20 protein-coding genes are annotated in these 23,739 nt (G+C 74.1%); 12 read left to right on the top strand and 8 right to left on the bottom strand.

Annotated features, from left to right (window positions below; all coding sequences use genetic code 11):
- Window positions 1-67: 67 nt before the first annotated feature.
- Window positions 68-337: a 30S ribosomal protein S20 gene (gene rpsT / locus amrb99_RS13085; RefSeq protein WP_190856199.1), complete on the bottom strand. Its 270-nt coding sequence runs from the start codon at window positions 335-337 to the stop codon at window positions 68-70.
- Window positions 338-607: 270 nt separating this feature from the next.
- Between rpsT and lepA the strand changes: the two genes are divergently transcribed.
- On the top strand, window positions 608-2,449 hold the full coding sequence (gene lepA / locus amrb99_RS13080) for a translation elongation factor 4 (protein ID WP_190856198.1): 1,842 nt from the start codon (window positions 608-610) through the stop codon (window positions 2,447-2,449).
- A 96-nt stretch (window positions 2,450-2,545) separates the two neighbouring features.
- On the opposite strand, the gene amrb99_RS13075 is transcribed toward lepA, so the two are convergent.
- The 3 genes from amrb99_RS13075 to amrb99_RS13065 all read right to left on the bottom strand — a co-directional run bounded on the left by amrb99_RS13075 (window position 2,546) and on the right by amrb99_RS13065 (window position 5,719).
- Window positions 2,546-3,103 (bottom strand): DUF4870 domain-containing protein, encoded by a 558-nt coding sequence (locus amrb99_RS13075; protein WP_190856197.1) that lies wholly within the window; start codon window positions 3,101-3,103, stop codon window positions 2,546-2,548.
- A gap of 139 nt (window positions 3,104-3,242) precedes the next feature.
- Window positions 3,243-4,679 carry a hypothetical protein gene (locus amrb99_RS13070; RefSeq protein WP_190856196.1) on the bottom strand — a complete coding sequence of 479 codons (1,437 nt, stop codon included), beginning with the start codon at window positions 4,677-4,679 and terminating at the stop codon, window positions 3,243-3,245.
- A 128-nt stretch (window positions 4,680-4,807) separates the two neighbouring features.
- On the bottom strand, window positions 4,808-5,719 hold the full coding sequence (locus amrb99_RS13065) for a hypothetical protein (protein WP_190856195.1): 912 nt from the start codon (window positions 5,717-5,719) through the stop codon (window positions 4,808-4,810).
- 206 nt (window positions 5,720-5,925) lie between these two features.
- Here amrb99_RS13065 and amrb99_RS13060 point away from each other — a divergent pair, with 206 nt between their 5' ends.
- Both amrb99_RS13060 and hemW read left to right on the top strand, forming a co-directional pair.
- The gene (locus tag amrb99_RS13060) at window positions 5,926-6,366 is read left to right on the top strand and encodes a hypothetical protein (RefSeq protein ID WP_190856194.1); all 441 of its coding nucleotides are present in this window, start codon (window positions 5,926-5,928) and stop codon (window positions 6,364-6,366) included.
- 30 nt (window positions 6,367-6,396) lie between these two features.
- A complete protein-coding gene (gene hemW / locus amrb99_RS13055) occupies window positions 6,397-7,605 on the top strand; it encodes a radical SAM family heme chaperone HemW (RefSeq protein WP_190856193.1) in 1,209 nt (402 codons plus the stop codon).
- Window positions 7,606-7,976: 371 nt separating this feature from the next.
- Here the strand turns inward: hemW and amrb99_RS13050 are convergent, their stop codons facing one another.
- On the bottom strand, window positions 7,977-8,789 hold the full coding sequence (locus tag amrb99_RS13050) for a DUF3097 family protein (RefSeq protein WP_190856192.1): 813 nt from the start codon (window positions 8,787-8,789) through the stop codon (window positions 7,977-7,979).
- 187 nt (window positions 8,790-8,976) lie between these two features.
- Here amrb99_RS13050 and hrcA point away from each other — a divergent pair, with 187 nt between their 5' ends.
- The 3 genes from hrcA (at window position 8,977) to amrb99_RS13035 (ending at window position 11,948) form a co-directional block, all read left to right on the top strand.
- Window positions 8,977-9,987 carry a heat-inducible transcriptional repressor HrcA gene (gene hrcA, locus amrb99_RS13045; RefSeq protein ID WP_190856191.1) on the top strand — a complete coding sequence of 337 codons (1,011 nt, stop codon included), beginning with the start codon at window positions 8,977-8,979 and terminating at the stop codon, window positions 9,985-9,987.
- On the top strand, window positions 9,988-11,127 hold the full coding sequence (gene dnaJ, locus amrb99_RS13040; RefSeq protein WP_151596929.1) for a molecular chaperone DnaJ: 1,140 nt from the start codon (window positions 9,988-9,990) through the stop codon (window positions 11,125-11,127). It abuts the gene before it with no gap.
- A gap of 89 nt (window positions 11,128-11,216) precedes the next feature.
- Window positions 11,217-11,948, top strand: a complete 732-nt coding sequence (locus amrb99_RS13035) for a 16S rRNA (uracil(1498)-N(3))-methyltransferase (protein ID WP_190856190.1) — start codon at window positions 11,217-11,219, stop codon at window positions 11,946-11,948.
- Between the two features lie 101 nt (window positions 11,949-12,049).
- Here the strand turns inward: amrb99_RS13035 and amrb99_RS13030 are convergent, their stop codons facing one another.
- Window positions 12,050-12,751, bottom strand: coding sequence for a hypothetical protein (locus amrb99_RS13030; RefSeq protein WP_190856189.1), 702 nt, complete (start codon window positions 12,749-12,751; stop codon window positions 12,050-12,052).
- Complete coding sequence (locus amrb99_RS13025; RefSeq protein ID WP_225991330.1) at window positions 12,748-13,290, bottom strand: SigE family RNA polymerase sigma factor; 543 nt, start codon at window positions 13,288-13,290, stop codon at window positions 12,748-12,750. Before amrb99_RS13025 ends, amrb99_RS13030 begins: the two co-directional genes overlap by 4 nt.
- Before the next feature lie 345 nt (window positions 13,291-13,635).
- Between amrb99_RS13025 and amrb99_RS13020 the strand changes: the two genes are divergently transcribed.
- The 4 genes from amrb99_RS13020 to amrb99_RS13005 all read left to right on the top strand — a co-directional run bounded on the left by amrb99_RS13020 (window position 13,636) and on the right by amrb99_RS13005 (window position 16,986).
- A complete protein-coding gene (locus amrb99_RS13020; protein ID WP_190856188.1) occupies window positions 13,636-13,980 on the top strand; it encodes a histidine triad nucleotide-binding protein in 345 nt (114 codons plus the stop codon).
- 173 nt (window positions 13,981-14,153) lie between these two features.
- Complete coding sequence (locus amrb99_RS13015) at window positions 14,154-15,227, top strand: PhoH family protein (RefSeq protein ID WP_190856187.1); 1,074 nt, start codon at window positions 14,154-14,156, stop codon at window positions 15,225-15,227.
- Window positions 15,224-15,700: an rRNA maturation RNase YbeY gene (ybeY, locus tag amrb99_RS13010; RefSeq protein WP_190856186.1), complete on the top strand. Its 477-nt coding sequence runs from the start codon at window positions 15,224-15,226 to the stop codon at window positions 15,698-15,700. Before amrb99_RS13015 ends, ybeY begins: the two co-directional genes overlap by 4 nt.
- Entirely contained in the window at window positions 15,700-16,986 is a 1,287-nt protein-coding gene (locus amrb99_RS13005) for a hemolysin family protein (RefSeq protein ID WP_190856185.1), read from the top strand. The genes ybeY and amrb99_RS13005 overlap by 1 nt, the downstream gene beginning before the upstream one ends.
- Window positions 16,987-17,280: 294 nt before the next feature.
- Here the strand turns inward: amrb99_RS13005 and amrb99_RS13000 are convergent, their stop codons facing one another.
- Window positions 17,281-17,613, bottom strand: coding sequence for a cytidine deaminase (locus amrb99_RS13000; RefSeq protein ID WP_190856184.1), 333 nt, complete (start codon window positions 17,611-17,613; stop codon window positions 17,281-17,283).
- A gap of 107 nt (window positions 17,614-17,720) precedes the next feature.
- Here amrb99_RS13000 and amrb99_RS12995 point away from each other — a divergent pair, with 107 nt between their 5' ends.
- Complete coding sequence (locus tag amrb99_RS12995) at window positions 17,721-19,853, top strand: MMPL family transporter (protein WP_190856183.1); 2,133 nt, start codon at window positions 17,721-17,723, stop codon at window positions 19,851-19,853.
- A 75-nt stretch (window positions 19,854-19,928) separates the two neighbouring features.
- Window positions 19,929-23,231, top strand: coding sequence for a BTAD domain-containing putative transcriptional regulator (locus amrb99_RS52340; protein ID WP_190856182.1), 3,303 nt, complete (start codon window positions 19,929-19,931; stop codon window positions 23,229-23,231).
- The last annotated feature ends 508 nt before the right edge of the window (window positions 23,232-23,739 follow it).

Here is a 23,739-nt window from a genome sequence, read left to right as displayed (position 1 = left end):
CGGGCATGCGTCAGGGCCGGTCGCGATGGACCGGCCCCGGGCGTGCGCGTCTACCTGAGCGCCGTGCTCACTTCGCCTGCAGGGCGGCGGCCTGCTTGGCGATCGCCGACTTGCGGTTGGCGGCCTGGTTCTTGTGGATGACGCCCTTGCTGACGGCCTTGTCCAGCTTGCGGGCGGCGGCGCGCTGCGCGGCGACGGCGGCCTCGATCTCGCCGGACTCCGCGGCCTCGCGGAACTTGCGGATCGCGGTCTTCAGCTCCGACTTGACGGCCTTGTTGCGCAGCCGCGCCTTCTCGTTCTGCTTGTTCCGCTTGATCTGGGACTTGATGTTAGCCACGTCGTAGTGCCTCAGCCTTGGTTGCGATCATGGCCTGCCGTCTCGGCAGGCGCGAACAGGATGTCTGACGGGGGCGGACGGTGCCCCCGGGGCACGACGCTACGCCACACGCAGTCGCACAGCCTACCAATCGGGCCCGTCCGCCGCGAACCGGCCGGGTCCGGCGGGCCCGGGGGGCGCCGCGGAGGCCGTGCACGGAGCATCAGGTCCGGCATGGGACTATGGATGTACAGATCCATTGTCCACCTGTGAGTTTGCGAACGGACCCCGGTGCCAGCGCCTGAGCCTGACAAGACCGATCCCGCGATCATCCGCAACTTCTGCATCATCGCGCACATCGACCATGGCAAGTCGACGCTCGCGGACCGCATGCTGCAGTTGACCGGTGTGGTCGAGGAGCGCCAGATGCGCGCCCAGTACCTCGACCGGATGGACATCGAGCGCGAGCGCGGCATCACGATCAAGAGCCAGGCGGTGCGGCTGCCGTGGAGCTCCGGCGGCACCGACTACGTGCTCAACCTGATCGACACCCCCGGCCACGTCGACTTCTCCTACGAGGTGTCGCGGTCGCTGGCGGCGTGCGAGGGCGCGGTGCTGCTGGTGGACGCGGCGCAGGGCATCGAGGCGCAGACGCTAGCGAACCTGTACCTGGCGCTCGAGGCGGACCTGCACCTGATCCCGGTGCTGAACAAGATCGACCTGCCCGCGGCGCAGCCGGAGAAGTACGCCGAGGAGCTGGCCGGGATCATCGGCTGCGACCCGTCCGACGTGCTGCGGGTGTCCGGCAAGACCGGCGAGGGCGTGCGCGAGCTGCTCGACAAGATCGTCGCGGACGTGCCGGCGCCGGTCGGCGACCCGGACGGCCCGGCCCGCGCGCTGATCTTCGACTCGGTGTACGACACCTACCGCGGCGTGGTCACCTACGTCCGGATCGTGGACGGCCACCTGTCGCGCCGCGAGAAGAGCCTGATGATGTCGACGGGCGCGGCGCACGACACGCTGGAGGTCGGCGTGATCTCCCCGGAGCCGAAGCCCGTCCAGGGGCTCGGCGTCGGCGAGGTCGGCTACCTGATCACCGGGGTGAAGGACGTCCGGCAGGCGCGGGTCGGCGACACGGTGACCGTCGCGGGCCGCCCGGCGCCGGACGCGCTCGGCGGCTACCAGGACCCGAAGCCGATGGTGTTCTCGGGCCTGTACCCGGTGGACGGCGACGAGTACCCCGAGCTGCGCGACGCCCTCGACAAGCTGCGGCTGAACGACGCGGCGCTGATCTACGAGCCGGAGACGTCGGCGGCGCTCGGCTTCGGGTTCCGCTGCGGGTTCCTCGGGCTGCTGCACATGGAGATCGTCCGGGAGCGGCTGGAGCGCGAGTTCGGCCTGTCGCTGATCTCGACGGCGCCGAACGTCGTCTACCGGGTGGTCATGGAGGACGGGTCGGAGCACACCGTCACCAACCCCAGCGAGTTCCCCGAGGGCAAGATCGGCGCGGTGTACGAGCCGGTGGTGAAGGCGACGCTGCTGTCGCCGTCCGACCACATCGGCGCGATCATGGAGCTGTGCCAGGGGCGCCGCGGGGTGCTGCTCGGCATGGACTACCTGTCGGAGGACCGGGTCGAGATCCGCTACACGCTGCCCCTCGCCGAGATCATCTTCGACTTCTTCGACCAGCTGAAGTCGCGGACCCGCGGGTACGCCTCGCTGGACTACGAGCCGAGCGGCGAGCAGGAGTCCGACCTGGTGAAGGTCGACATCCTGCTGCAGGGCGAGTCGGTGGACGCCTTCAGCCAGATCGTCCACAAGGACAAGTCCCGCGAGTACGGCCTGATGATGACGGCCAAGCTCAAGGAGCTGATCCCGCGGCAGCAGTACGAGGTGCCCATCCAGGCCGCGATCGGGGCGCGCATCATCGCGCGCGAGAACATCCGCGCCATCCGCAAGGACGTCCTCGCCAAGTGCTACGGCGGCGACATCTCCCGCAAGCGCAAGCTGCTGGAGAAGCAGAAGGAGGGCAAGAAGCGGATGAAGACGATCGGGCGGGTGGACGTCCCGCAGGAGGCGTTCGTCGCCGCGCTGTCCACCGGCGGCGAGTCCACCGACAAGGGACGCAAGTAGCGACCCCCGCGGCCGGGCGGCGCTCCGCCCGGCCGGGTTCTCCGGCGACCGGCTACGTGCCGACCGGCTACGTGACGACCGCTACTTCACGATCGGCTACTTGACGATCGGCCAGGCGACGACGACCGGGACCTCCCGGAACTCGCCGCGGTTGGCGGCGCGCGCCGCGTAGACGAGGAAGAACAGCACGACCGCGGTGAACACCAGCGGCACCCAGATCAGGACGTCGACGGCGAGCGCGAGCAGGCCGCCGACGATCCAGACGGCGATCGCCGCGATGCCCATGTTCAGGCCCTGCGCGGCGTGCCGGCGGACGAACGGCGACCGCGCCTTGCCGAGGTAGACGATGGCGGGCGCGATGGCGCCGACGAGGAACTGGCCGAGGTAGGCCATCAGCGACCAGGTCTTGTCGTCGTCGCTGACGGGACCGAAATGGCCGGGCATCTGCGCGGTGCCGCGCCCCTGGGCCGGCTGCTGCCAGCCCTGGCCCGGGCCGTCCTGCGGCGGCTGCTGCCACGCGCCACCGGGCTGCGGGGGCTGCTGCGGCTGCTGCCAGGCCGATCCGGGCTGCTGCCAGGGGCTCTGCTGCTGGGGCGGCTGCTGCCATCCAGGCTGCTGTCCCTGGCCGGGCGACGGGGGAGGCCCGTAGGCCATGGCGGGTGTCCTCTCCGGGTTCGCTGAGCGAGCTTTGGCGAATAGTACGACTCCTAGGACGCATCCGGAGTTCGCCCGGTTTCCCGTCTTTCCTGCCCCCGCCGCCCGGCGGACGGCCCGTAACGGCCGGCGCCGGCCGTCAGGGACGCCAGAGGACGCCCGACGGGCTCTGCGGCGTGAGCGCGACCGAGCCCTTCCACGTCAGGAACGAGCTCTCCGGCAGGTACGACGAGTCCAGGAAGAAGCCACGGTTGACGGCGGTGACGGTGGCGGGCGCGCCGTTGTCGCCGAGCCCGGTGGGACGCCGGATCGCCTCGACGCTCGCGATGTCGGACGGCCGCGTGCCCTCGGGCAGCTCGACCGTCGTCGCGACCGGCCCGTCCCGGTCGATCGACCAGGTCGGCTGGTCGTGGTCGGACCGGTACAGCCGCGACGGGTCGGACTTCAGCCGCACCCCGAGCGCGACGCCCGGCACGGACCCGGTCCCGGTGGCGGCGCCGGTGGTCTTGGCGAACTCGGCGAACAGGTACGTGCGCTGGTCGCCGACCGCCGTCGTCGCGGGGTCGGACGGGTTCTCGATCTTGCCTTCGCGGAGCATCTCCTGCGCCATGACCCGGTAGGTCCACGGCTGCTGGTCCATCACGTACTCGCGGGTGCGGTCCTGCGGGCGCGTGGCGGTGACGTCCGGCATGAAGCGCAGCGGCGAGTCCGGCGTGACGGCGTCGCACATGTTGTTGTTCACCGTGCACGTCTGGAGGACCGGGTGATCGGCCTCGTACTTGCCCGTGAACTGCAACGTGGCGTGGTTGGGCGCCTGGTAGACGCCGGTGCCGTCCACGCGGTTCCCCTTGGCGTCGACCTCGACGCGGTAGATCCACTCGATGTCGGTGGTGCGTCCCCAGCGGGCCATGAGGGCGGGCGTGTCCGTCCCGCCGTCCTCGTTGCTCCAGACGACCGAGTATTCGAGGATCTGGTGGCCGTGGGTGGTGGCGGGCCTGGTCTCGTGCCACGCGATCAGCGGGGTGTCGGTCGTGGCGTTCTGGTACGCGTCGCCGGTCACCGCGAGGGTCCGTCCCACCACGACGGGCGCGTAGCGCAGGACGAGCTGGTCGGCGGCGGGCATCCGGACGCCGGTGCGGGCGAGCCGCACCCGCTGCGCGGCGGGGGCGCTGCCCTTGGCGAACCGCAGGGTGACCTTGTGCCGGCCCCGGCCGACGCGGCCGAGGGCGAGGCTGCGGGGCGTCGGGTCGGATGACGGGACGACGAGGTCGGTGACGTGCCGGCCGTCCACCGCGATGGACACCACGGCGGACTCGGCGCCCTTCTTCGCCCACGACACCCCGGGCGCGGACGCGGTGAAGCCGATCAGGGCCTCCCCGGCGCGGCCGGCGGTGAAGGCGAACGAGCGGGCGGGACCGCCCCGCTGGACGTTGATCGTCCGCGCGGCGGCGGTGTCGGCGGAGGGAGCGGTGTCGGCGGAGGGAGCGGCTTCGGCGGGGGCGGCGAGGGCGAGGGGAGCGGCGGCGAGGGCGGCGGCGGACAGGGCGAGGGCTGTGTGACGCGCACGGCTTCTCATGATCGGGAAACCTAGGGCGGCCGGATTGCGCGCCGGTGACGGGCCGGTCCCCGGTGGATGTCGGGATCGTTGCCGCAAGGACGATCTTCGGAACGCCCCCGCGCGCCCCCGGCTCCGGGCGGTACGGCTCAGGCGCCGGTCCAGAGCGGGGCGAACGGCGCCGGATGCTGCATCGACACGGCCGCGAACCGCTCCTCCCCGTCGGCGGACCGCCGGGCGGGGCGCGGCGACCGGCCGTCGGGCCCGTACAGGGTGAGGCCCAGCCCGGGCAGCCGCACGGCCCGCCCGCGCCGCACCACCTCGTGGCCCAGCTCGGCGAGGAGCGCGGTCACGTCGTCGGCGGGCTCGTCCAGCAGGTCGATCCCGTCGAGCCGGAACCGCATCTCCGGGTTCCCGCTCCAGCCGGGCCGCCGCGTCCCGCAGATCTCCGCGACCCGCTCGGCCCCCGTCTCGGACCGGTCCGTCGACAGCGACAGCACCCCGCGCCCGACCTGCACGCTGCGGTGGTCGGCCCACCCGCACAGGAACTGCGCCCTCGGCGGCGGCGTGCCGCACCGCTCCGCGACGGCGTCGAGCGTCGCCCAGGCGTCCGACGCCGGGGTGCTGAACAGCAGGTGGGCGTCCGGGAGCAGCGCGCCGCGGCCCGGCTCCAGCGTGATCACGAACGGGGCGACGCGGCCCGGGAACCGCGCCGGGTCCGCCTCCCGGAGCGTGACCAGGCCCTCCCACTCGACCGGGTCGTCCACCGCGAACCAGGTGATCGCGGCCTCCGCGCCGAGGTCGCCGAAGGTCGCGTCGGTGAGCCGCTCGGCGATCACGGCGCGCATCCCCTCGGCGGTCTCGGCGAGCCTGCGCCGCCACCACGGCGGCTCGGGATCGGAGCGCCCGCCGGTCTGCCAGAGGGTGCCGGGGCCGTCGAACTCGGTGCGCCGCTCCGCGCCCTTGTCGTCCACGACGACGTAGTGCCATCCGCCGGGGCCGCCGCGCAGCAGCACGCGCGCGGGCACACGCCCCCAGTCCACCGGCCCCTCGTTCCGCATTCGGACGACCCTATCCGCCCAAGAGGGGCGGCACGCATCATTGCGGCCCGTGCCGCCCGCGTTCCGCCCGGCTCGACCAAGATCGTCCCGCCCGGGCGGCGATCGCGGCCGGCGGTTTCGCCGCGACACGGCCGGCGCTCCTCGATCCGGGCCCGGATGTCGGTACCGTCGGGGGGCAGTGCGTCGACGGTACCGGAGGTTCGAGCGTGACCCACTCCGAGCAGGTCCTGCGTTCCCCGGAGGAGCGCGAGACCGTGAACGGCGCCGTGCGCGCGCTGCGCTCGGCCGCGCCCCTGGGCTGGGAGCGGCTCGGCTTCGAGTTCCGCGCCACCGTCGGCATCGACAGCGCTTCCTTCGAGGTGGAGGACGCCGCGGGCGAGCGCCGCAAGGCCACGCCGCCCGGCCAGGCCGTCGGCAAGATGGACGAGCTGCGCCGCGTGATGTACCGGCGCGGCAAGGGCGCGTGGTTCACCGCCCGGCTGGAGATCGAGCGCTCGGGCCGGTTCAGTGCCGAGTTCGACTACGACGGCGAGCCCGAGTTCACGCCGCCGCTGACGCCGTCCGCCTACGCGCTGGACCTCGACCGCTTCCCCCGCACCGACGCGCACATCCCCGCCTGGCTCCGCCGCAAGCTCGACCAGGCCTGACCATCCCGCCGCGGGCGGCAGACTGTAGGGGTGCCCTCTACGCTGCCCGACGGTGATCCCGTACCCGCCGACGGCGCGCTGCCCGGCAGCGCGCTGGAGGGCCTGGGCACGCGGCCGTTCGCGTTCTACGTGCACGTGCCCTTCTGCGTGACCCGGTGCGGGTACTGCGACTTCAACACCTACACGGCCACCGAGCTCGGACCGGGCGCGAGCCGCGACTCCTACGCCGACACCGCCGTCGCCGAGGTCCGCATGGCCCGCAGGGTGCTCGGCGACGCGGACCTCCCGGTCCAGACGGTCTTCGTGGGCGGCGGCACCCCGACCCTCCTCACGCCCGACGATCTCGGACGCGTCCTGGCGGCCATCGACGCCGAGTTCGGCCTCGCTCCGGGCGCCGAGGTCACCACCGAGGCCAATCCCGAGTCGGTGGACGAGTCCTACGTGGCGAAGCTCCGCGAGGTCGGTTTCACGCGCGTCTCCTACGGCATGCAGAGCGCGCGCGAGCACGTCTTGGCCGTCCTGGAGCGGACCCATACGCCGGGCCGCGTCCCCCAGGTCGTCGAGTGGACGCGCAAGGCGGGCTTCGAGCACATCAACCTCGACCTCATCTACGGGACGCCGGGGGAGACCGACGACGACTGGCGCGCGTCCCTGGAGGCCGCCCTCGCCTGCGAACCCGACCACGTGTCCGCGTACGCGCTCATCGTCGAGGAGGGCACCCGCCTGGCGGCGCAGGTGCGGCGCGGCGAGCTCACCGCCCCCGACGACGACGCCATGGCCGACCGCTACCTGATCGCCGACGACCTCCTGCGCGCGCACGGCCTGCACTGGTACGAGATCTCGAACTGGGCCTCGTCCCCGGAGGCCGCCTGCCGCCACAACCTCCTGTACTGGACGGGCGCGGACTGGTGGGGCGTCGGCCCCGGCGCCCACAGCCACGTCGGCGGCACCCGCTGGTGGAACGTCAAGCACCCCGCCGCGTACGCCGCCCGCCTCGCCGAGGGCACCACGCCCGCGTACGCGCGCGAGATCCTCGACGACGACGACCGCCGCATCGAGCGGATCATGCTCGAACTCCGCCTCGCGGACGGCTGCCCCGCCGACCTCCTCGACGACGCCGCCGTCCGCCGCGCCATCGCCGACGGCCTCGTCGACCCGGCGGCGTACGAGCGCGGCCGCGCCGTCCTCACCCGCCGAGGCCGCCTCCTGGCCGATGCCGTAACCCGCGACCTGACCTGACCCACCCGCCCCCAACCGGAACCTCGGCCCCGCACACGGCCAAGCACACGGAACGGCGTCCCCCGCGGTTCGAACCCCACTCCCGGCAGTTCGAACCCCGCCCCCGCCAGTTCGAACCCCATCTAGGGCAGATCGAACCTCAGCCCTGCCATTTCGACCTCCACCCCCGGCAGATCGAACCTCAGCTCCGGCAGTTCGAACCCCAGCCCCGGCCACGGGCAGGCACGCGGAGCGAGTGCAGCGAGCGCAGCGGGCCTGCCCGACGGTTGACAGGCTGTTTCGCGCGGAGCGCCAGCGGAGCGGGAAACAGCCTGTCAACCGTGACGGGGGTTCCAGGGGGTCGCCCCCCTGGACTAACACAGCCCCCTGGGCTAACACGTCACGAAGTCGATGAGCTCCTCGACGCGGCCGAGGAGGGCCGGTTCGAGGTCGGTGTAGGTGGTGACGGAGCCGAGGATGCGCTTCCAGGCCGCGCCCGTCTCGCAGTCCCAGCCGAGGGCCTCGACGACGCCCTCCTTCCACGGGACGCCGCGGGGGACGCGGGGCCAGGCGGGGATGCCGACGGCGGCGGGTTTGACGGCCTCCCAGATGTCGATGAAGGGGTGGCCGGTCACGAGGACGTGCGGGGACGACACCCGCGCGGCGATCCGGCTCTCCTTGGAGCCCTCCACGAGGTGGTCGACCAGCACGCCGAGGCGGCGGCCCTCGTCCGGCGCGAACTCCTCGACGATCGCGGGCAGGTCGTCCACGCCCTCGAGGTACTCGACGACGACGCCCTCGACGCGCAGGTCGTGCCCCCAGATCTTCTCGACGAGCTCGGCGTCGTGGACGCCCTCCACGTAGATGCGGCTCTCCTTGGCGACGCGGGCGCGCAGCCCCTGGACCGCGATCGACCCGGACGCCGAGCGGGCCGGGGCGGCGGGCGCCGCGGCGGGCCGGACGAGGGTGACCGGCTTGCCGTCGATCAGGAAGCCGGCCTTGGTGAGGGGGAACACCCGGCGCTTGCCGAACCGGTCCTCCAGCGTGACGCCGAACTTGTCGCAGCCGACCACGGCGCCGCAGAAGCCGCTGTCGGGATCCTCGGCGACCAGGCCCGGCTCGGCCGGCACCTCCGGGATCCGCCCCTTGCGGGGGCGGCGCCAGTCGCCGGCGAGCACGTCGTCTCCGTAGTTCTTGCTCCGCACGGTTCCGCACACTAACGGCCGGGATAAGATCACGCAGCCGCGCGCGGCCCGGCGGCGGGCCGCGGCCCCCGGAACGTCCCCTCCGGGCCGTACACTTGGCACTCGGAACTACGGAGTGCCAGCAAGGCCCCGTCGGCGGTATATCTGGACGTGAGGACCTGTGGAAGGTGCAGAAGGAGGTGACCGGGTGCTGGACGACCGGAAACTCGCGGTGCTGCGCGCCATAGTCGAGGACTATGTCTCCACGAACGAGCCGGTGGGCTCCAAGGCCCTGGTGGACCGGCACAACCTCGGCGTCTCTTCCGCGACGATTCGCAACGACATGGCGGTGCTGGAGGAGCAGGGGTACATCGCCCAGCCGCACACCAGCGCGGGGCGGGTCCCCACCGACAAGGGATACCGGCTGTTCGTCGACCGGCTGTCCACGATCAAGCCGCTGTCGGTCGCCGAGCGCCGCGCGATCGAGACGTTCCTGTCCGGCGCCTACGACCTCGACGACATCGTCGGCCGCACCGTCCGGCTGCTCGCGCAGCTGACCCGGCAGGTCGCGGTCGTGCAGTACCCGTCGCTGACCCGCTCGTCGGTGCGGCACGTGGAGCTGGTCCCGGTCGCCGAGGGCCGGCTGCTGCTGGTGCTGATCACCAACACCGGGCGGGTCGAGCAGCGCGTCATCGAGACGGGGAAGATCTCCGAGGAATCCGTGGGGCACCTGCGGGCGTTGCTCAATACGTGCCTGGACGGGCTGGGCTTCGGCGACGTGCCGTCCGCCGTGGCGGACCTGCCGGACAAGGTGGGCCCGGACGAGCGGCCGGTCGCGGCCGCGGTCCTGTCCGTCCTGCTGGAGACCCTCGTCGAGAACCACGAGGAGAAGATCGTCTTCGCCGGCGCGGCGAACCTGGCCGCCGTCGACTTCTCGCAGAGCCTGCGGGAGGTGCTGGTGGCGCTGGAGGAGCAGGTGGTCCTCATGCGGCTGCTCGGCGAGACCGGCGACTCCTCTACTCTTACGGTGCGGATCGGCACCGAGAACCCCGATGAGGGGCTCCGTTCGACCTCGGTCGTCGCAGCCGACTACGGCGTCGGCGACCTCACGCTGGCCCGGCTGGGTGTGCTCGGGCCGACACGCATGGATTACCCCGGCACGATGGGAGCGGTACGGGCAGTGGCACGCTACGTGGGACAGATCCTGGCGGGGTCGTAAGTGGCCAACGACTACTACGCGACCCTCGGCGTCCGCCGGGACGCCAGCGCCGACGAGGTCAAGAAGGCGTACCGGCGGCTCGCGCGCGAGCTGCACCCGGACGTCAACCCGGACCCGGAGACGCAGGAGAAGTTCAAGGAGATCACCCAGGCCTACGAGGTGCTCTCCGATCCGAAGAAGCGCGAGATGTACGACCTCGGCGCGGATCCGTTCGCGCCGGGCGGCGGCGCGGGCGCGGGCGCCGGGGGCTTCGGCGGCGCCGGGTTCCCGTTCAGCGACATCATGGACGCGTTCTTCGGCACCGCGACCTCCCGCGGTCCCCGTTCGCGCGCGCGCCGGGGCCGCAACGCGACGCTGCGCGTCGAGCTGGACCTGGCGGAGACCGCCTTCGGCACGACCCGCGAGCTGTCCATCGACACCGCGGTCGCCTGCACGACCTGCGAGGGGACGGGCTGCGCGCCCGGCACCCACCCGGAGACCTGCGAGACCTGCCACGGCCGCGGCGAGGTCCAGCAGGTGCAGCGCTCCTTCCTCGGGCAGGTCATGACGGCCCGGCCGTGCCCCGCCTGCGGCGGGTTCGGCTCGGTGATCCGGCACCCGTGCACCGAGTGCTCCGGCGACGGCCGGGTCCGCACCCGGCGCACCGTCAAGGTCAAGATCCCGGCGGGCGTGGAGAACGGCATCCACATCCAGCTCGCCGGCGAGGGCGAGGTCGGCCCCGGCGGCGGCCCGCCCGGCGACCTGTTCCTGGAGATCGCCGAGAAGCCGCACCCGATCTTCGAGCGGGAGGGCGACGACCTGCACTGCACGGTCGAGATCCCGATGACCGCCGCCGCGCTCGGCACCAGCGTCACGATCGAGACGCTGGACGCCGCCGAGGAGGTCGACATCAAGCCCGGCACGCAGTCCGGGCAGGTGATCACGCTCTACAACCGGGGCGTGCGGCACCTCAACGAGAGCGGCCGCGGCGACCTGATGATCCACGTGAACGTGGAGACGCCCGGCAAGCTCGACGAGGAGCAGGAGGAGCTGCTGCGCCGGCTCGCCGCGCTGCGCGGCGAGGAGCGCCCGCCCGGCAAGTTCGCGCCGGGGCAGCGCGGCATGTTCTCCCGCCTCAGGGACGTTTTCAACCAGCACTGAAGAGCCACCGTGGCGGGCTACCGCGAGGGCCGCGACGGCACGCCGCCGGCTCCGGGCGGGCCCGCCGCCGGCGGCCCGGGGGGAGGGCGATGAGTCCGCCGGTGTTCCTCGCCGACCCGGCGCGGCTGCGCGCCGACCGGGTCGTCCTGGACGGCGCCGAGGGGCGGCACGCCGCGACCGTGCGGCGGCTGCGGCCCGGTGAACGGGTCGACCTGACCGACGGCGCCGGGATGCTCGCCGAGTGCGTGGTCGCGGCGGCCGACCGGGCGTCCCTGACCCTGGACGTGCTGTCCCGCCGCACGGATCCGGCGCCCGCGCCGCGCCTCGTGGTCGTCCAGGCGCTGCCGAAGGGCGACCGGGGCGAGCTGGCCGTGGAGACCATGACGGAGGCCGGCGTCGACGAGATCGTCCCGTGGGCGGCGGCCCGGTGCGTGACCCAGTGGCGCCCGGAGCGCCGCGAGAAGGCCCTCGGGCGGTGGCGCAACGCCGCCCGGGAGGCGGCGAAGCAGGCGCGCCGCAGCCGCCTGCCGGAGGTGCCGGACCTGGCGTCCACCGCCGACGTCGCCGACCGGATCGCCGCCGCGTCGCTCGCGCTCGTCCTGCACGAGGACGCCCAGGAGCCGCTCAGCGCCGTCGAGCCGCCCAAGGACGGGGACATCGTCCTGGTGGTCGGCCCCGAGGGCGGGATCGCCGACGAGGAGCTGGAGCGGTTCGCCGCGGCGGGCGGGCGCCCCACCCGACTCGGCCCGACGGTGCTGCGGACCTCGACGGCCGGGGTGGCCGCCGCGTCCGTGCTGCTGGCCGCCACCGGCCGCTGGTGACCCGCCCCCGGCGAGACCGGGAGACGGGCCGATGGTTAACGCAGGCCGTGGCCAGGACGGGCCGGGGCCAGGACCTGTCTCGAAGTGGGCCGGGCCTCGGGCTAGGGCGCGGAGGCGCCGGTGCCCTGGTCGGTGGTGACGGCGGGAGCGCTGCTGGTGGGCGTCGTCGGCTGCTCGGTCGGCTGCGTGGGCGTCGACGGCGGCGGAGTCGTCGGGGTCTCCGTCGGCGTCGGGCTCGTGGTGGGGCTGCCGCTCGGGCACGGCGAGGCGGACGCCTTGCCGTGCTGCGCCGCCGCCTGGGACGGGGACGTCTTCGTGCCGCCCGCCCCGGGGGACTTGCACGGCGCGGGGCTGGACGAGGTCGAGGGGGACGTCGCCGTCGACGCGGAGGCCGACCCGGACACGCCGGGCTGCGACGGCGTCGGCGAGCCGGGGAGCACCGGGCGGCCCTGCGAGTCGACGCGGTCGCCGGTGTGGTCGCCGTGGTCGTCGCCGGACGGGCCGTTGCTTCCGACCGAGTGCTGGATGAGGTCGATCGTCTGCGGCGCGGTCACGCCGAGGCCGGCGATCGCCACGGCCGCGGCCACGGCGAGCGCGGGCCGCGCCCAGGTGAGGGCGAACCGGTCCAGCCCGTACCAGGCGGTGCCGAACCGTTCCAGGCCGAACCAGCGCCGGCGGCGCGGATCGGCTATCCGGGCCCGGATGCGCTCCAGGCCGTCGTCGGCGGGTGTGACCGAGTCCGCCTCCGCGTGCAGGGCGCGGCGCAGGATCTCGCCGTGCTCGTCGTGGGGGTCGGTGGTCATGAGAACTGCTCCAGGACGTTGCGTAGCGCGGTCATGCCGCGCGCCGTATGGCTCTTCACGGCGCCTCGGGAGATCCCCATCGCGTTGGCGATCTCCGCTTCGGACAGATCGGCGTAGTAGCGGAGGACGAGCGCCTCCCGCTGGCGTGCGGGGAGCCGGGAGAGCGCGTCGATCACCGCCGAGCGTTCGAGCTCGCCGATCGCCCCGGCCTCCGCGCTCGGCGCGTCCGGCAGCCCCTTCGGGGCGTACTTCTCGACGACGGCGCGGTGCCGCAGCACCGATCGCGACCGGTTGACCACGGACTGGCGCAGGTACGACAGGGCCTTGTCGGGGTCGCGCAGTCGGCGCCAGCCGCCGTGCATCGCCACGAACGCGTCCTGGACGACCTCCTCGGCCGTTCCCGAATCGCGCACGAGCATGGCGGCGAGACGCACGAGCGAGCGGTAGTTGGCGCTGTAGAGCGCGGTCACCGCTTGATCGGCGTCCCAGGCGACGGCCACGGCCCCCGCCGTTCCCCTGGCCACGAGGGTCTCGGTCACGTCAGTGGGACGCGCACCCTGGCCGCTGGGTTTACGAAAGGGCATTTTCCTGAGGACCTCGGTCACCTATCCGCCGCCTTCACCGTCCCCCGGCCGCCTTTCGGACGGACCTTTCGGACCGGCATCGAACCGGGTGTCCCCCACCCGCGCGAAGACGCGGCAACGCCCACGGACCGGGGGGTACGCCCTGAGTTGACAACCTTAACCAGTGGCCGGTCGGAATGCGGCTCGACAACCGGAGATCGACGCCGGAAACCTTAGCGATCATGGGGCGCCGCGGACCATCCCCGCAGCGGTCTCGATAGGATCTCGGGGCGCGGTTCCGGCCGCCGTGAGGGGAGACAGATGACCGACTGCCTGTTCTGCAAGATCGTTTCCGGGGACGTGCCCGCCAAGGTCGTCCGGGACTCCGAGCGCGTGCTGGCGTTCCGCGACATCAACCCGCAGGCGCCCACGCACGTGCTGGTCATCCCCAAGGACCATCACCCGACGGCCGCCGAGCTCGCCGCCGCCGACCCGGAGCTGCTGGCCGAGGTCGTGGGCGAGGCCCACCGGGTCGCCGTGGACGAGGGCGTCGACGGCACCGGCTACCGCATCGTCTTCAACACCGGTGCGCAGGCCGGCCAGACGGTCTTCCACGTGCACGCGCACGTGCTCGGCGGGCGTGGCCTGAACTGGCCGCCCGGCTGACCGGCCCCGGACCGGCCGGCCGGTCCGGGCGCCCGTACCGGCCCGGGCGACGCGAGATCGGGTGCGGGTAAAAGCGGCGGCGTTCCGTCGGGGCCGCCCAGTACCATGGAAACGCAACCCAGGACACCCGGAGCGAACAGAAGGCAGGTCGGAGAGGCCGCAAGGCCCGGCTGATGGTCGAATCAACTCACACGAGGTCAACTCGGACGGGGCGTGACGACGGCGCACGCTCCCAGATAAAGATCGTGGTGCCGGACGACCATTCGATGGTGAGCCTTCTCGGTTCCCGGGACGAGCTCCTGCACGCGGTCGAGCGCGCCTTCGGCGACGCCGTCGACGTGCACGTCCGCGGCAACGAGATCACGGTCACCGGTCCGGAGAGCGAGACCGAGCTCGCGTCCCGGCTGTTCACCGAGATGCTGGAGCTGCTCAAGAACGGCGCCCAGCTCACCCCGGACGCCGTCGAGCGCAGCCTCGCGATGCTGCGCGGCGAGGGCGGCGAGCGCCCGGCGGAGGTCCTCACCCTGGACGTGCTGTCCAGCCGGGGCCGCACCATCCGCCCGAAGACGCTGAACCAGCGCCGCTACGTCGACGCGATCGACAAGCACACGATCGTGTTCGGCATCGGCCCGGCGGGCACCGGCAAGACGTACCTGGCGATGGCCAAGGCCGTCCGCGCGCTGCAGGACAAGAAGGTCAACCGGATCATCCTGACGCGCCCGGCCGTCGAGGCGGGCGAGCGGCTCGGCTTCCTGCCCGGCACGCTCTACGAGAAGATCGACCCCTACCTGCGGCCGCTCTACGACGCGCTGCACGACATGGTCGACCCCGACTCGATCCCGCGCCTGATGGCCGCCGGCACCATCGAGGTCGCGCCCCTCGCCTACATGCGGGGCCGCACCCTGAACGACTCGTTCATCATCCTCGACGAGGCGCAGAACACCTCGCCCGAGCAGATGAAGATGTTCCTCACCCGGCTCGGGTTCGGGTCGAAGGTCGTGGTGACCGGCGACGTCACCCAGGTCGACCTGCCGAACGGGCAGCTGAGCGGCCTCCGCGTCGTCCAGGACATCCTGGAGGGCGTCGAGGACATCCACTTCTCCCGGCTGGACAGCCGCGACGTCGTCCGCCACAAGCTGGTGACCGACATCGTCGACGCCTACAACCGGTACGACGAGTCACGGGTGCCGGAGTTCAAGCAGGGCGCCAACGGCCGCGGCGCGCCGCGCAAGCGGGGGCGGCAGTGAGCATCGAGGTGCTGAACGAGTCGGGCGCCGCGGTCGACGAGAAGGGCATCGCCGCCCTCGCCCGGCACGTCCTCGACGGCCTGCGCGTCCACCCCCTCGCCGAGCTGTCGATCCTGTTCGTCGACGAGGCCGCGATGACCGAGCTGCACGAGAAGTGGATGGACGAGCCCGGCCCCACGGACGTGCTGTCGTTCCCCATGGACGAGCTGCGCCCCGGCCACATGTCCGGCGGCACGGACGAGGACGGCGAGGCCGACCCGAGCCTGCTCGGCGACGTCGTGCTGTGCCCGTCGGTCGCCGAGAAGCAGGCGAAGGACGCCGGGCACTCCACCGAGGACGAGCTGGAACTGCTGTGCACGCACGGCATCCTGCACCTCCTCGGCTACGACCACGCCGAGCCGGAGGAGCACAAGGAGATGTTCGGCCTGCAGGCCGGCCTGCTCGCCTCCTGGCGGGAGGAACGCGGCCGCTGATGAGCACCGCGCAGGGGTGGCTGACCGCCCTGGCGGTGGGCCTGGTCCTGATGGCGGGCCTGCTGGCCGGCGCCGAGACCGCGCTCGCCCGCGTCTCCCGGGTCACCGTCGAGGAACTCGTCCGCGAGAACCGGCGCGGCGCCGGCAAGCTCGCCGAGGTCGTCGCCGACCCCGCCCGCTACGTGAACATGGTCCTGCTGCTGCGGATCGGCTGCGAGCTGGTCGCCACCGTCATCGTCGCGGACCTGTCCATCTCCTGGCTCGACGAGACCTGGCGCGCCTACGTCGTCGCCGCCGCGATCATGATCGTGGTCAGCTACGTCGTGATCGGGGTGGGGCCGCGCACGCTCGGCATCCAGCACGCCGGCCGCATCGCGCTCGCCGGCGCCGCGGTGATCCACCCCGTCACCCGCGTGCTCGGGCCGCTGCCCCGGCTGCTGATCGCGCTCGGCAACGCCCTCACCCCCGGCCGCGGCTTCCGCGAGGGCCCCTTCGCGTCCGAGGCCGAACTGCGCGACCTCGTCGACCTCGCCGAGCAGCGCAGCCTGATCGAACCGGACGAGCGGCAGATGATCCACTCGGTGTTCGAGCTGGGCGACACCCTCGTCCGCGAGGTCATGGTGCCCCGCACCGACATCGTGTTCATCGAGCGCGGCAAGACCCTCCGGCAGGCGATGTCGCTGGCGCTGCGCAGCGGCTTCTCCCGCATCCCCGTCGTCGGCGAGAACGAGGACGACGTCGTCGGCATCGCCTACCTGAAGGACGTCGTCCGCCGCAGCCAGGAGAACCCCGCCGGCGAGGCGGTCGAGACCGTCGGCTCGATCATGCGGGACGCGACGTACGTCCCGGACAGCAAGCCGATCGACGAGCTGCTCCGCGAGATGCAGGCCCGCCAGATCCACCTCGCCGTGGTCATCGACGAGTACGGCGGCACCGCCGGCCTCGTCACCATCGAGGACATCCTGGAGGAGATCGTCGGGGAGATCACCGACGAGTACGACCGCGAGATCCCGCCCGTGACCTGGCTCGACGACGGCGCCGCCCGCGTCACCGCCCGGCTCCCCGTCGAGGACCTCGCCGAGCTGTTCGACGTCGAGCTGGACGCCGAGGAGGTCGAGACGGTCGGCGGCCTGCTCGCGCACGCCCTCGGCCGCGTCCCGATCGAAGGCTCCACCGCCGAGGTCGGCCCCGCCGACGGCGACGCCCCCGTCCTGTCCCTCAAGGCCGAGACCATCGCCGGCCGCCGCAACCGCGTAGGCACCGTCCTGGTACGCAGGCTCGGTTAGCCCAGGGGGGCGACCCCCTGGAACCCCCGTCACGACGGACGGGCTGTTTCCCCGCTCCGCTGGCGCTCCGCGCGAAACAGCCTCCCGACCGTCGCCGGGCATGCCCGCTGCGCTCGCTGGCGCTCGCTCCGCGTGCCTGCCCGTGGCCTGTGGCTGAGGCCCAACCCGCCGGGCCGGTGCGTCGAGGCGCGGTCTGGTGTTGCTCGGGGTGTCCTGGTGCGGGCCGGGCTTCGGCCTGCGGGAGTGGTTCACCCTGCCGAGCCTGTGGGGCGGGCTTGGCTTGTCGGGGTGGGGTCAGAGGGTGGTGCGGAGGTCGCCGTTGGGGGCGGCTACCAGGACGGGGGCCTTGGGGCCCAGGTCGCGGACGGCGGCCACGTCGGCGGCGTCGGCGGTCTCGGCGGCGGTGACGACCGCGGCGGCCTCGAGGTCCTCGGCGCCGCTGGAGACGGCCATCGCGACCGCGACCTTGAGGGCCGACAGCTTCAGCGACGGCAGGTCCACGCTCGTGGCGGAGTAGGTGCGGCCCGTCTCGTCCCGGACGGCGGCGCCCTCGGCGGCGCCCGCGCGCGCCCGGGCGGACCGGGCGAGGGTGATGATCTTCGCGTCCTCGGGGTTCAGCTCGCTCACGACCACAGCGTACGGCCTGCGGGCGGACGGCAAGTCACCGGCAAGCGGGCGGCAACCGGGGCGGGCCAGCCTGGCGGCGTCGGATCACACCGTTCGGGGGAGAGGCCATGTCCCGCCTGCTCTACCGCCTCGGCAAGGCTGCGGCCTTGCGGCCGTGGCGGTCCATCGTCGTCTGGCTGGTCCTCGTCGGCGCGATGGCCGGTCTCGCGGGCGTCGCCGGGGGCGCGCTGCACGACGACTACACGCAGTCCGGAAGCGGCTCGCAGAAGGCGAGGGACCTGCTGGAGAAGCGGTTCCCCGCGCTGTCGGGCGCGGACGCGCGGGTGGTCGTGCACGGGAGGTCCGGCCGGGTCGATCTGGGGGCGCTGGCCGTCGCGGGAGCGCGGCTCCGCACGCTCCCGCACGTCAGCGCGGTGGATCCGGCGCTGCCGAGCCCGGACGGGCGGACCGCGCTGCTCACCGTGCGGTACTCGGTGCAGGTCACCGAGCTGGCGCCGAAGGAGACCGTGGACCGGCTGAGGTCGGCGACGCGGAACCTGGACGCGGCCGGGTACCGGGTCGAGTTCGGCGGGCAGGTGCCGGAGAACGTGACGGCGCCCGGCGGCGTCGCCGAGGGCGTCGGGATCGTGGCCGCGCTGGTGGTGCTGTTCGTGGCGTTCGGGTCGGTGGTGGCGGCCGGGCTGCCGCTCGCGGTGGCGCTGGCCGGGCTCGGCGCCGGCGTGTCCGGGGTCACGCTGCTCGCCGCGTTCACCGACGTGTCGACGACCGCGCCCACGCTGGCGGTCATGGTGGGGCTGGGCGTCGGGATCGACTACGCGCTGTTCATCCTCACCCGGCACCGGGAGGGGCTGGCGGAGGGCTTGGACGTGCCCGAGGCGGCGGGACGCGCGATCGCGACCGCCGGGCAGTCGGTGATCTTCGCGGGGTTCACGGTGCTGCTGGCGCTGTGCGGGCTGGTGCTGTCGCGGAACCCCGTCTACATGACGATGGGGTTCGCGACCGGCCTCGTCGTGGCGTTCACCGTGCTGAGCGCCGTCACGCTGCTGCCCGCGGTGCTGGGCCTGGCCGGACGCCGGGTGCTGCGCCGCCGCGACCGGGCGGCCGGCGCGACGGTCCACGCCGACTCGCCGCGGGTGCGGCGCTGGGCGGAGCACGTCGGGCGGCGCCCGTGGCCGTGGCTGCTCGCCGGGACGGTCCTGATGATCACGCTGGCGGCGCCCGCGCTCGGGATGCGCACCTGGCCGAGCGACGCCAGCAGCGAACCGGAGTCCAACACCGTCCGGCGGGCGTACGACCTGGTCGCCGAGGGGTTCGGTCCCGGCGCCAACGGCCCGCTGATCGTCGCCGTCGACCTGCGGAAGACGGACGCGGGCACGCTGCCCGCCCTGCGGGACCGGCTTGCCCGCACCGAGGGGGTGGTGAGCGTGACGCCGCCGCAGGTGTCTCCGGGGCGGGACGCCGCCGTCCTGGTCGTCACGCCGAGGTACGGGCCGCAGGACGAGCGCGCGCCCGCCGTCGTCGACCGGATCCGGGCGCGCGAACTGCCGCCGGGCGCGGAGATCACCGGGCTCACCGCCGCGTACGTGGACCTGTCGCGCTCGCTGTCGGACCGGCTCTGGCCGATGATCGGCGCGGTCGTCGCCACCTCGTTCGTGATGCTGATGATCGTCTTCCGGTCGCTGGTCGCGCCGCTGAAGGCGGCCGCGATGAACCTGCTGTCGATCGGCGCCGCCTACGGCGTGCTGACGGCGGTGTTCCAGTGGGGCTGGGGAGCGGGCCCGCTCGGGCTCCCGCACGGCGTCCCGGTGTCGTCGCTGATCCTGCTGCCGATGTTCGCGGTGCTGTTCGGGGTGTCGATGGACTACGAGGTGTTCCTGCTGTCCCGGGTGCGGGAGGAGTGGCTGCGGCACGGCGACGCGCGCGGCTCGGTGTCGTCCGGGCTGGCCGCCACAGGCCGGGTGATCAGCAGCGCCGCGCTGATCATGGTCGCGGTCTTCCTCGGCTTCGCCGCCGACCCCGGCCTGGTCATCAAGCAGATGGGGGTGGGGCTCGCGGTCGCGGTCGCGCTGGACGCGACGGTCGTCCGGCTCGTGCTGGTGCCCGCCGCGATGGCGCTGCTCGGACGGGCGAACTGGTGGCTGCCGAAGCCGCTCGCCCGCGCCCTGCCGGAGATCGACTTGCACGGCGCCGCGGAGCCCGCGAGCGCCGGGCGCGAGCGGGAGCCCAGCGCGGCGCGCTGACCCCGCCAGGGGCGGCGGTCGCAGCGGGCGGGTAGGCGGACGGCGGCGATTCGGCCCGGTTAGTCTGATCGGGCCATGACCACCGCCGTCCGCGTCCTCGGGGCGTTCGCCGTGCACGTGGCGGGCGCCCCCGCCGACCTGGGCGGCCCCCGCCGGCGCTCGGTGCTGGCGCGGCTCGCCGCCGCGCACGGACGGATGGTCCCGGCGGACCGGCTCGTCGAGGACCTCTGGGCCGGCACCGCCCCGCCGCACGCCGCCGCCGGGCTCCAGTCGTTCGTGTCGCACCTGCGGCGCGCCCTCGAACCCGGCCGCCCGCCCCGCACGCCCGCGCGCGTCCTGGTCACCGAGCCGCCCGGATACGCCCTGCGGCTGCCGGACGACGCCGTCGACGCCTGGCGGTTCGACGCGCTGATCGACGGGGCCGCGCGGCGGCTGGCGGCGGGCGACCCGTCCGGGGCGCGCCGCGACGCCGAGGCGGCGCTCGCCGAATGGCGCGGGCCCGCCTACGCCGAGTTCGCCGCGCTGCCCTGGGCCGCCGCGGAGGCCGCCCGGCTGGACGAGCGGCGCCGCCTCGCCGTCGAGCGCCGCGCCGAGGCGATGCTCGCGCTCGGCGCCGCCGCCGAGGCCGTCCCGGACCTGGAGGCGCACGCCGCCGCCCACCCGCTGCGCGAGGAGGCGTGGCGGCTGCTGGCCCTCGCCCTCTACCGGACGGGACGGCAGGGCGACGCGCTCGCCGCGCTCCGCCGCGCCCGCGCCGCCCTCACCGAGGAACTCGGCGTCGATCCCGGCCCGGCTCTGCGCGACCTTGAGGCCGGCATCCTCGCCCAGGCCCCGGACCTCGGCGGCGGCGTGGAACGGTCCGTTCCGTCCGTGGTCCGGGCGGCGCCCGCGGAACCGTCCGGCGCCGCCTTCGTCGGACGGGAACGGGAACTGGCCGTGCTGGACGAGGCCGCCCGCGCGGCCGAGGCCGGACACGGCACCACCGTCCTCATCAGCGGCGACGCCGGCATGGGTAAGACCGCGCTCAGCGAGCGGCTCGCCCGCCTTCTCGCCGGACGGGGCTGGACGTGCGCGTGGGGACGCGCGCCGGAGACCGGGGGAGCGCCCGCCGCCTGGCCCTGGGCCGAACTGCTGCGCGACCTCGCCGCCACCGCCCCGCCCCCCGCCGGACTGGCCGCCCGCCTCGCCCCGTTCCTGGACGACGCCGCCACCGGGCACGGCGGCGAGACCGGGCACGCCGACGCCGGAGCCGGCCGGTTCCGCCTGCACCTCGCCGCCGGCGACTACCTCGCCGGGCTCGCCGACGGCACGCCGCTCCTGCTCGTCGTCGAGGACCTGCACTGGGCCGACGAGGAGACCCTCGCGCTGCTCACCCGGCTCGCCGGACGGATCCGCGACCGCCGCGTCCTGCTCGCCGCGACGTTCCGGCACACCGAGGTCCCCGGCCCGCTCGCCGCCGCGCTCGCCGCGCTGGCCCGGCAGGAACCAGCCCGGATCGAGCTGTCCGGGCTGTCGGTCGCCGAGGTCGCCGCGCTGGTCCGCGCGGTCTGCGACACCCGGCTCGGCGACACGGAGCTGTCCGCCATCGCCGAACGGACCGGCGGGAACCCGTTCTTCACCCGCGAGACGGCCCGGCTCCTGGCCGCCGAGGGGCTGCCCTCCGCGACCCGCCGGGTGCCCGCCGGCGTCGGCGACGTGCTGCGCCGCCGCATCGCCCGGCTCCCCGAACCGGCCCGCGCCGTCCTGCGGGACGCCGCCGTCGCCGGCCGCGACGCCCGCCTCGACGTGCTCGCCGACCTGTCCGGCGACGAGGACGCCGTGATCGACGCCGTCGAGTCCGCCCTCGCCGCCGGCCTGGTGACCGAGCCCGCCCCCGGACGGCTGCGGTTCGCGCACGCCCTCGTCCGCGACACCCTCTACACCGGCCTGTCGGGCGCCCGCCGCACCCGCCTGCACGGCCGCGTCGCCGCCTCCCTCGAACGGCACCGCCCCGACGAGGTCGCCGCCATCGCGCACCACTACCTGGAGTCCGGCACGGCGCCCGACCGGGCCGTCCGGTACGCGCGGCTCGCGGCGGAGGCCGCCGAGGCCCGCTACGCCCACCGCGTCGCCGCCGACCTGTGGGTCCGCGCCGCCGAGACCCTGCGCGCCCTGGGCGACGGCGCCGCCCGCGAGCGGCTGGAGACCGAGACGGCCGCGATCCGCGCCACCGCGCTGGCCGGGCAGGTCGTCGACGCCCGGGACCGGCGCCGCCGCGCCATCGCCGACGCCCGCGTGCTCGGCGACGTCCGCCTCCTCGCCCGCCTCATCGTCGCCTTCGACGTGCCGACCCTCTGGACCAGCCGCGAGTACGGGATCCTGGACCGCGAGGTCATCGACGCGACCGAGCACGCCCTGGCCGGCCCGCCTGGCGACGACCCCGCCCTCCGCGCCCGCCTCCTGACGACCCTGGCGATCGAGCTGGAGGGCGAGCAGGACGACCGGGGCGCCGCGGCGGCCCGCGAGGCCGTCGAGACCGCCCGCGGCCTCGGCGATCCCGCCCTGCTCGCCGCCGCGCTCAACGGCGGCTACCTCAACGGCTACCGCTCCGCCGACGGCCTGCACGACCGCCGCCGCATCGCCACCGAACTGCTCCACCTCGCCACCGAGCACGACCTGCCCGGCTACCTCGTCCTCGCCCACCTGCAACTCCAGCAGACCGAGGTCGCCTCCCTCGACCTCGCCGCCGCCCGCCGCCACCTGGACGAGGGCCGCCGCCTCGCCGACCGGTACGGCCTCCCGCTCCTCGCCATGATCGCCGAGTGGTACGGCGGCCTCGCGCACGCGTTCCGCGCCCGCTACGACGAGGCCGAACGCGTCTACACCCAGGTCGGCGGCGCCATCGGCCGGACCGGCATCTGGAGCAGCGAGCGCGGCATGATGCTCGTCGGCGCGTTCTGCCTCCGGTACGTCCAGGGCCGCGCGGGCGACCTGGTCGCCGAGACCGGCTGGCTGCGCGAGCAGTGGCCGCACGTCGCCGCGACCGCCGACATCCACGCCCTGGCGCTCGCCGCCGCCGGCCGCGCCGACGAGGCCCGCCGCGCCGTCCCGGCCGACGCCGGACCCGTCCGCCGCGACTACTTCTACGACCTCGTCATGGCGATCCGCGGACGCCGCGCCATCGCGCTCGGCGAACCCGACCTCGCCGCCCGCGCCTACGAGGCGCTGCTCCCCTACGAGGGGCACGTCACCGGCGGCGCCACCGCCGTCGCCACCATCGGCCCCGTGGCCGAGGTCCTCGCCGACCTCGCCCGCTTCCTCGGCCTCCCCGAAGCCACCGCCACCGCCCACGACCGCAAGGCCGCCGAGGTCGTGGAATTGCTCACCCAGGGAGGGTGATTTCTGTGTTTTCCCAGGGGGCGACCTCCTGGAACCCCCGTCACGACCGGCAGGGTGTTTCGCCGCTCCGCTAGCGCTCCGCGGCGAAACAGCCTGCCGGTCGGCGGGCGGGCCCGCTGCGCTCGCTGCACTCGCTCCGCGTGCCCGCCCGTGCCGGCGGCTGGGGCTCAAAATCGCCGGTGGTCGGGCTCAAACCGGCCGGTGTTCGGGGTTCGGACCGGCCGGTGGTCGGGGGCCGGACTTGCCGGTGGCCGGGGGTCAACCGGCTGGTGATTGGGGTTCGGACCTGCCCGCCTGCCGCCTTGTTCGGGGCTCGGATCAGCAGTGGTCGGGGCCGGGCCTGCCGGTGGCCGGGGGCGACCGGCTGGTGGCTGGGGCTTGAACCGGCCGGTGGCTGGGGTTCGGGCCTGCTGGTGGCTGGGATTCGAGCATGCCGGTGGTCGGGGGCGAGCCGTTGCGGGCGGGGGCGACTCCCCGGGGAGCATGGGCGGGGCGGTGGGGCCGGGGT

The sequence above is a fragment of the Actinomadura sp. RB99 genome (assembly GCF_014706005.1).
Lineage (GTDB): Bacteria > Actinomycetota > Actinomycetes > Streptosporangiales > Streptosporangiaceae > Spirillospora.
Note: the sequence above shows the minus strand (reverse complement) of the source record. Positions and strands in the feature narration are given on the sequence as shown.

Excerpts from the sequence above, each read along its gene's own strand:
- amrb99_RS13030 (WP_190856189.1), bottom strand. The coding sequence starts at position 12,751 with ATGACCACCGACCCCCACGACGAGCACGGCGAGATCCTGCGCCGCGCC.
- amrb99_RS13005 (WP_190856185.1), top strand. The coding sequence starts at position 15,700 with ATGAGCACCGCGCAGGGGTGGCTGACCGCCCTGGCGGTGGGCCTGGTC.
- amrb99_RS13015 (WP_190856187.1), top strand. The coding sequence starts at position 14,154 with ATGGTCGAATCAACTCACACGAGGTCAACTCGGACGGGGCGTGACGAC.
- amrb99_RS13035 (WP_190856190.1), top strand. The coding sequence starts at position 11,217 with ATGAGTCCGCCGGTGTTCCTCGCCGACCCGGCGCGGCTGCGCGCCGAC.
- amrb99_RS13065 (WP_190856195.1), bottom strand. The coding sequence starts at position 5,719 with ATGCGGAACGAGGGGCCGGTGGACTGGGGGCGTGTGCCCGCGCGCGTG.
- amrb99_RS13070 (WP_190856196.1), bottom strand. The coding sequence starts at position 4,679 with ATGAGAAGCCGTGCGCGTCACACAGCCCTCGCCCTGTCCGCCGCCGCC.
- amrb99_RS13020 (WP_190856188.1), top strand. The coding sequence starts at position 13,636 with ATGACCGACTGCCTGTTCTGCAAGATCGTTTCCGGGGACGTGCCCGCC.
- amrb99_RS52340 (WP_190856182.1), top strand. The coding sequence starts at position 19,929 with ATGACCACCGCCGTCCGCGTCCTCGGGGCGTTCGCCGTGCACGTGGCG.
- amrb99_RS13075 (WP_190856197.1), bottom strand. The coding sequence starts at position 3,103 with ATGGCCTACGGGCCTCCCCCGTCGCCCGGCCAGGGACAGCAGCCTGGA.
- amrb99_RS12995 (WP_190856183.1), top strand. The coding sequence starts at position 17,721 with ATGTCCCGCCTGCTCTACCGCCTCGGCAAGGCTGCGGCCTTGCGGCCG.